The 7,680-nt window shown below is 48.2% G+C and carries 7 protein-coding genes and 1 pseudogene; 3 read left to right on the forward strand and 5 right to left on the reverse strand.

Going from position 1 to position 7,680, the window contains the following annotated elements:
* The 3 genes and pseudogenes from Q0314_RS10290 to Q0314_RS10300 all read left to right on the forward strand — a co-directional run.
* Positions 1-358 (forward strand): annotated as a pseudogene (locus Q0314_RS10290) (MATE family efflux transporter); the annotation flags it as partial.
* Complete coding sequence (locus Q0314_RS10295) at positions 334-1,155, forward strand: SprT family zinc-dependent metalloprotease (protein ID WP_298058746.1); 822 nt, start codon at positions 334-336, stop codon at positions 1,153-1,155. The pseudogene Q0314_RS10290 and the gene Q0314_RS10295, both read left to right, overlap by 25 nt.
* Positions 1,156-1,200: 45 nt before the next feature.
* Complete coding sequence (locus tag Q0314_RS10300; protein ID WP_297936955.1) at positions 1,201-1,683, forward strand: tetratricopeptide repeat protein; 483 nt, start codon at positions 1,201-1,203, stop codon at positions 1,681-1,683.
* 127 nt (positions 1,684-1,810) lie between these two features.
* Here Q0314_RS10300 and Q0314_RS10305 read toward each other — a convergent pair whose 3' ends face one another.
* The 5 genes from Q0314_RS10305 to Q0314_RS10325 form a co-directional block, all read right to left on the reverse strand.
* On the reverse strand, positions 1,811-3,910 hold the full coding sequence (locus Q0314_RS10305) for a TRAP transporter permease (protein ID WP_298058748.1): 2,100 nt from the start codon (positions 3,908-3,910) through the stop codon (positions 1,811-1,813).
* 353 nt (positions 3,911-4,263) lie between these two features.
* Positions 4,264-5,202, reverse strand: coding sequence for a TAXI family TRAP transporter solute-binding subunit (locus tag Q0314_RS10310; protein ID WP_122874082.1), 939 nt, complete (start codon positions 5,200-5,202; stop codon positions 4,264-4,266).
* 493 nt (positions 5,203-5,695) lie between these two features.
* On the reverse strand, positions 5,696-6,400 hold the full coding sequence (gene cmoA / locus Q0314_RS10315; RefSeq protein WP_298058754.1) for a carboxy-S-adenosyl-L-methionine synthase CmoA: 705 nt from the start codon (positions 6,398-6,400) through the stop codon (positions 5,696-5,698).
* Positions 6,397-7,278, reverse strand: coding sequence for a bifunctional riboflavin kinase/FAD synthetase (locus Q0314_RS10320; protein WP_298058756.1), 882 nt, complete (start codon positions 7,276-7,278; stop codon positions 6,397-6,399). The genes cmoA and Q0314_RS10320 overlap by 4 nt, the downstream gene beginning before the upstream one ends.
* On the reverse strand, positions 7,244-7,680 hold a 437-nt coding region (locus tag Q0314_RS10325; RefSeq protein WP_298058757.1), incomplete at its 5' end, for an SAM-dependent methyltransferase. The genes Q0314_RS10320 and Q0314_RS10325, both read right to left, overlap by 35 nt.

The raw sequence follows: 7,680 nt of genomic DNA on the forward strand, positions 1-7,680 counted from the left end.
AGTTTTGGCGACGTATTTTGGTAAATTTGAGATCATGGAGCGGCTAAATTTGACCGAGGAGCTAAAGGCCGTCATGCTGCCGCTTTTTACGCTTTCTATCGCGCTTGAGACGGGGCGAACTTTTAACATCGTTATCGTAAACGCCCTGCGCGCGAGCGGGGATGCTAAATTTCCGCTGATGACGGGCGCGGTGTTTATGTGGGGCGTGAGCCTGCCGCTGGGATACTATCTGGGCATCGTGCAGGGCATGGGTATCATCGGCGTTTGGATCGGATTTACCGCCGATGAGTGGCTACGCGGACTCGTAAACACGTGGCGCTGGAGAAGCAGAAAATGGCAAGAAAAGCGCCTAGTGTAAAAACCGTTAGCGTAAAATGCGGCGAATTCGACGTCGTGCTAAATTTTAAAAAAGGCGTAAAAACAACTCGCCTAAAGGTCGCCAAATCAGGCGAAATCTCGGTCTCTCTACCCTTTTACGCCGCGCAAAAATATGCGCTAGAGTTCGTGCAAAAACACTACGAATGGCTAAAATCAGCTCACGAAAAGACGCTATCAAATTTACCGCGCGAGGACGAGTTTAGACTACTGGGCGAGGTTTATCGCATCAAATTTGAGCCGAATTTAAAGGGCGTAAATTTAAGACGCTTTGCAGGCGATTCGGAGATTTTTAACGGCTTAAATTTTAGCGCGGACGGGCAAAACCCGCACCTTTACGGCGCTAACTTTGAGGGCAAATTTGACGCTAGCAAATTTAACTTGCACCTTGACGAGGCCAAATTTAAATGCTTGGACGAGCGTAAATTTGACGGCGAAATTTACGCTGCGAGTTTAGCTGCGCTAGAAAACTACAAAAAAGCCTTTGCAAGGCGTGTTTACGAGCATTTTATAGCCAAATTCGCTCCAGCCGTAAACCGCAAGATAAACCGCGTCGTCGTTCGCAAAATGACCACTCGCTGGGGTAGCTGCAACTCGCGCAAAGGCTATATAAATTTAAGCCTAAATTTGATCGAAAAAGCCCCCGAGCTAGTCGAATACGTCGTGCTTCACGAGCTAACCCATCTCATCTACCCCCACCATCAAAAAAGCTTTTATGGCTTCATCGCAGGGCTGATGCCTGATTTTAAAACGCGAGAACAACGGCTAAACAAAAAATAATTTTAAATATGCTAAAATAGAATATTTTTAATTTAAAGGGAGATAATGAAAAAACTTCTAATGCTAGTTGCCGCGGTTTTTGCTCTGGGCGGCGATTTTGAGGACGGCGTAAAGGCCTACGAGAGCTCTAAATTTGTAACGGCTCGCGAGAAATTTGCAGCTGCCTGCGACGCGAACAACGGCCTAGCCTGCGCAAAACTGGGCGCGCTTTATCAGCTGGGCAAGGATATCCTGCCTGACACCAAAAAAGCGCTTGAGCTATACGAAAAAGGCTGCGAACTAGGCTCTAAAGAGGCCTGCTCGGGTGCCGGCGGGATATACGTATCAAGCGACAAAGAAAAGGCGCGTGCACTGCTAAATAAGGGTTGCGAGCTTGGCGACGGCTTTTCATGCGCGACTGCGGGATCGTATCTGCTAGAGGAGAAAAAATTTAAAGAGGCATATGCGCTCTTTGAAAAAGCATGCAAGATAGGCGATAGCCTCGGATGCCAATTTGCAAGCGATCTAAAACGCTCAAAAAGACTTTAATTTTTCTTACTCGGGTTAAATTTGACGGTTAAATTTAACCCAAATTTATCTTTTCTATACACTACTTCCAAAACGAAAGCTTTTAAAATTTACGAGAGAGTAATCAACAGGCCGAGAAAGCGCGGGCTTAAGCGCCTACGCCAACCCTCTTCTCCGCTTTATTTTGTATCCATTGAAATGCAAATAACGCCACGTAAAGCGAAACGCCGATCACGTAAGAAATGTATTCGTTCGCGATAAACGGGATATACTTGGCGCACATATTTGGCACCAAGGTTAGCGGCACTACGCACAAAAGTAGCGCGCGCTCGAGCATGCTTACGCGTTTAACAAAATACCCCTGAAGCGCCGAAGAAAAGGCAAACATACCCACTAGCGCCGTACCGAAAATCAGCGCCATCTCGAGCGGATTTGTTATCCACACGATGCCTTTGGCGTCGTTTGGATTGGCGGCGTTTACGCTCTCTATTAAAAGCAACTTGTTGTTAAACACGAACGAAAACGGCAAAATCGTCGTGCGCAGGTCGTAGAAAAAGCCTTGCACGCCCACAGTTACCGGGTTTGCTTTGGCGATACCGGCCGCAGCGTATGCCGCGATACCGACCGGAGGCGTATCGTCTGCTAGGATACCAAAGTAAAAGACGAAAAGATGCACCGCGATGGCCGGTATGAGAAAGCCGTTTTTGTGCGCCAAAAACAAAATCACCGGCGCGACTAGCGAGCTAACGACGATATAGTTCGCCGTCGTCGGCAAGCCCATGCCTAGTATCAGCGACATTATCGCAGTGAGAAAGAGGATGAGCACTATGTTGTTGCCGGCTAAATTTTCCACGACTTCAGATAGCACTTGACCGACGCCAGTTAGCGAGATCGAGCCCACGATGATGCCGGCTAGACCCGTAGCTATCGCGATCGTAGTCATGCTTTTAGCCGCTGTCACCATCGCCCAAAATATATCCGCAAAGCCGATGATAAAGTCCTCTTTGCCGACGTCCTCGCCGTGAGCCATTTTTTTAACGGGTTCCTGAAAAAGGATAATCAAAAACAGCACGCAAATGGCGTTAAAAGCCGCTGAGATCGGAGATTCGTTTGCGATTAACAATGTATAGAGCAAAACCAAAATCGGGATAAGGTAGTGCAGGCCGCTTACGAAAATCTTAAGCTTAGATATGCCTGCGCCCTGCTCCATGCCTTTTAGCCCTAGCTTACAACTCTCAAGGTGTACGATGAAAAACAGCGACAAATAGCACACAAATGCCGGAATCACAGCCGCTATCATGACGTTTGTGTAACTAAGACCCAAAAACTCGGCGATGATAAAGGCCGCCGCGCCCATGATAGGCGGCATCAGCTGACCGTTTACGCCCGCAGCCACCTCGATCGCGCCCGCTTTGGTGCTAGTTAGCCCCGCCTTTTTCATCAACGGGATCGTAAATGTACCCACCGTCACGACGTTTGCCGTGGAGCTGCCGCTCACCATGCCAGTAAGTCCGCTAGCTATAACAGAGGCCTTCGCCGGTCCGCCGCGGAATTTACCAAGCAGCGCAAAGGCTAAATTTATAAAGTACTGCCCCGCTCCGGCGCGCTCTAGCAGCGAACCAAACAAGACAAAAAGATAGATAAAACTCACGCTAACGCCAAGCGGCACGCCAAAAACACCCTCGGTCGTAAGATACATGTGGCCTGCTAGTTTGTTTAGGCTAGCGCCCTGGTGCGCGATGATGTCTGGCATGTATTGACCGAAATAATCATACGCTAAAAATATCGCCGCGATGATAGGAAGCGCCGGACCGATGATCCTGCGACCCGCCTCAAATAGCACGACAACGGCGACGCAGGACACGGCGATATCAAAGCTCGTGTAGTCTCCTGGGCGCTGCGCTAGCGCGTAAAACTCTATAAGCGGATAGAGCGCGGCTAGCGTACCCACAACGCAGAGCACGATGTCGTAAAACGGCAGGCTGGAGTGGGCTTTTTTGTGAATTTTGAGCGGATAGAGCAAAAACAGCAGACAAATAGCAAACGCAAGGTGCGCCGAGCGCGACATCGTCGTGTTCATCGGAAAATACGCGATATAAAGCTGAAAAACCGACCACGCAAAGCAGATGATGCTCGTGAAGTATATATAAAAGCTCGAGTTTATCTCGCGCGTCTTTACCTCGACGAACTCCTCCTTTTCCTGCGCCGACTCGGTATTTGTTCGTGTTTCGTTTAGATTTTTATCCATATTTGCTCTTAACCTCTTAAATTTTTCTTTTTCTAAAATTTGGCGATTTTGCCCGTAAAATCAGGCTTTATTTTTAAATTTGACTAGCTTTTTATACCTTAAATTTATCGGCAAATTTAACCCAGCACCGTAAAGATACGGGTTTTGCAAACGGCAAACGAAGTCAAATCAAAAACGCGCGTATGAGCCAAATCTAAAATTTGACGCTTTATGCGACTAAAGCAAACTCGCCGCCGTCCAAAAACAAGCTAGCAAAGCGTCAAATTTTAAATCCTCAAAAACTAAAAATAAGCCCTAAATTTAACAAAAAACAAACCGTGCGGGTTAAATTTAACCCGCACGGCTTAGCTGGTTTATTTTATTATGCCGGCTTTTTTAAACTCGGCCTCGGCAGCAGGGTGCAAAGGCGCAGAAAGCCCCTCTACTAGGCTCTCTTTGGTAACCGACGCGAGTGCCGGATGCAGGCTCTTATACTCGTCAAAGTTATCCAAGATAGCCTTTACGACCGCAGCCACTGCAGTGTCGCTCATGCCCTTGTCGGTTACTAGTACGGCTTTAACGCCAATGCTGTTTACGTCGTGATCCACGCCCTCATAGGTGCCTTTTGGTATCGTGCCTTTGGCGAAATACGGCATCGCAGCTATCATCTTATCCACCTGCTCGCCCTCGATGTTCACGATGTCGATAGGTAGCGAGTTTGCCGCGTCGGTGATGTTAGCCGTCGGGTGGCCGACCATGTAGAAATAACCGTCTATTTTCTTATCTTTTAGAGCGTGCGGGCATTCGCCGGCAGTGAGTACGCCGTGATGTTTTAGCTTTTTCTCGTCGAAACCAAACGCCTTAAACACGCCAAGCGCGGTCATTTCGTTGCCGCTGCCGGGGTTGCCGACGTTGATCGCTTTGCCCTCGAGGTCGTTTATCGAGCCGATGCCGCTTGATTTTGAGACGACGAACGCGAGAAGCTCAGGGTAGATCGAGACGACGGCGCGCAAATTTTGATCGCCGTTGCCCTCAAATTTACCCACGCCGTTAAATTTATCATAAACCACGTCGCTTTGGACGAAACCGAAATTTAGCTCTTTTTTTAGCACGTTATTTACGTTATAGACCGAGCCGCCGGTTGATTGCACCGAGCATTTCATCTGCGGGTCTTTATTTACGAGGCGACATATCGCTCCGCCCACCGGATAATACGTACCCGTCATCGCTCCCGTACCGATAGATACGAACTCCTTTGCGCCCAGCGCAGACGCGAAAAGCAACCCGGCTAATGCCAAAGATGTAGTTTTCATTTAACTTCCTTTCAAAGAATTTTTCTGATTTTACTCTCAAAATCCGCATTTTGCGTATAAATTTCACTCTTTTTGCGAGCTTTTTCAAAAATTTGCGACTATTTTACACACTTTAGCCTTAGAAAAATAATTCTTAAGGTAGAATTTATATATTTTTTACAAGCGAAGCGAAAATCGTATTTTTCATGCGGCTTAATTTTTAAATTTTACCCGCCGAGACTTGCGCCTTTAAGACGCTAAATTTGGATTAGTTAAATTTGAGGTTACAGCTTTAATTTCTTTGTACAGGGGCTTAAATTTAGCATTTTCAGGGTACGGGTCTCGGTGACTCAAATTTGTAAATTTAACTCAAATTTGAACGTAAAAAATCAAGACGAAGTATTTTGAGATGGATTTGAATGTTGTGCAGAAATTTTCGTCCCAAGGCTAGACATATAGTCTGCCGCAGGGCGAAAATTTCAAACTCATTCAAAGACGCTCAAAAGACAAGCCGTTATTTAAAAGCAACAAATGTGGCAAAATTTGCCCACCTAAATATGCATTCCACATTTTTAAACCCCGCGCTAAGCGCCAAATTTCTATTTTCCGCTTCGGTGTAGGGGATCAGCACGTTTTCTAGCGCCTCGCGTTTTTGCGCAATCTCGTAGCGAGAGTAGCCCTGCTCGAGCTTGTATTGTTCGTAGATTTCGATCATATTTTTGCTCAACGTCTTATCCTCAAAAATGAGCTTCTCGCTAAAAACAAACACGCCGCCGTCATTTAGCGCGCGGTAAATTTTAGCTACGAAATCCTGACGCTTGGGCGGACGGATAAACTGCAGCGTATAGTTCATCAAAACGGCGTCACGGGCGTCAAATTCGCACTCCAAAATGTCCGCTAGCTCAAGCTCGATCTTAGCGCCGTACGCCTCTATCTTGGCGCGCGCGTTTTGCAGCATCGCAGGCGCATTATCCACGCCTTTTAGCGCGAGGTCGTTTCTCTTGCGCCAAAGGGCTAGCAGCGTCGAGGCGGTCGAGCAGCCAAGATCTATCGCGCTTGCGCCGTTGGGTAAAATTTGAGCTAAAAAATCTGCGATCAGCTTTTGCGAGGCCGCATAGTACGGCACCGAGCGCCCGATCATATCGTCAAACACCGACGCCACGCTCGCGTCAAATTCAAACTGCTTTTTTATCGGTTCTTTAAAGATTTCGTCTTTCACGGCTCGCTCCTTTGAGGCGTAGCGTCGCCCACAACGTAGAGATCGCACACGCCGACGAACTCCATCGCCTGCTTGATGTCGATGTAAATTTGACGCTTTAGCTCCCCTAGGCTTTCAAATTTGCGGTTATCGCGCAGTCGCTTGATAAAGCAAACCGCGACGTCGCTGGCGCCCTCGATATTTTCGTTTAGCACGTGCGTCTCGACGCTAAAGCTGCCGTCCGTACTCACGCGGTTGCCGATAAAGGTAACCGAGCCGTAGGTCTTGTAGCCGATGCGAGTCCTCGTCGCATAGACGCCCTCGCGCGGCAAAAGGTAGCTTTTGATGTCCAAATTTAGCGTCGGTACGAGCTCGCGCGACCCGATGCCCTGCCCCTTTATCACGCGGCCTTCGATCGAGTATTCGCGGCCTAGCAGGCGGTTTGCCTTGTAGATCTCGCCTTGTTTGATATACTCGCGTATGGCTGAGCTGTGCACGCCCATACCGTCAAAGCAAACCTCGTCTACTACGACCACCTCGCCGTCAAAAATGCGCCGCAAATCATGCTTATCCCACGCCCTGTTTCGCCCGAAACGAAAATCAAAACCCACGACGATTTTTTGCAGATTTTTAAAATCCCGCTTCAAAAGCGCGATAAACTCATCGCCGCCAAGCCCTTTTATGCTGTCAAAATCATACAAAAAACACGGGTAGCTCGAGTACTCGGCGCGCTTTAGCTTTGGCGTGATGTTGGCTTTGTTTTTGTCGATCACGACTAGTCCGCCGTACTCGCCCAGCTGCTTTAAAAGCTGCTTGTGGCCGCGATGTACGCCGTCAAAGTGCCCGATCGCGACGGCCGTGATATTATCTTTTGTTAAAAGCGTAGAAAAATTCGGCATTTCCTTCCTTTCCTTTTACCTCGCATTCGAGCGTTTGGCGCATTATCCAGCCCAAATTTGCCGCCGCAAGCTCAAATTTCGCCCTCGCCTCGCGCACGGCTTTTGCGTCCGTTACGACGCCTTTTTTATTTCGTTTAGCGCTCCTGCCGACCTCAAACTGCGGCTTAAAAAGCAGGATAATATCGCAGTTTTCACCTGCTAGCGCGTCGATGGAGGGCAAAATTTCTTTAAGTGAGATAAAGCTCACGTCGCAGGTGATGAGATCAAATTTGTGTGCGACGTTTTTGGCGGCGTGGGAGTCAAATTTGGCGTTTTGGGTTTTTGCCGCGAAATCTACGCCGGTCAAATTTGACTCGTCCGTCCTGGCTCCAGCCTGCGTTAAATTTGACGGCGCAAAAGCCG

Origin of the sequence: uncultured Campylobacter sp. (assembly GCF_938040115.1) — a bacterium.
Taxonomy (GTDB): domain Bacteria; phylum Campylobacterota; class Campylobacteria; order Campylobacterales; family Campylobacteraceae; genus Campylobacter_A.

Coding starts and splice junctions, on each gene's coding strand:
- Q0314_RS10300 (WP_297936955.1), top strand. CDS start 1,201: ATGAAAAAACTTCTAATGCTAGTTGCCGCGGTTTTTGCTCTGGGCGGC.
- Q0314_RS10305 (WP_298058748.1), bottom strand. CDS start 3,910: ATGGATAAAAATCTAAACGAAACACGAACAAATACCGAGTCGGCGCAG.
- Q0314_RS10310 (WP_122874082.1), bottom strand. CDS start 5,202: ATGAAAACTACATCTTTGGCATTAGCCGGGTTGCTTTTCGCGTCTGCG.
- Q0314_RS10295 (WP_298058746.1), top strand. CDS start 334: ATGGCAAGAAAAGCGCCTAGTGTAAAAACCGTTAGCGTAAAATGCGGC.
- Q0314_RS10320 (WP_298058756.1), bottom strand. CDS start 7,278: ATGCCGAATTTTTCTACGCTTTTAACAAAAGATAATATCACGGCCGTC.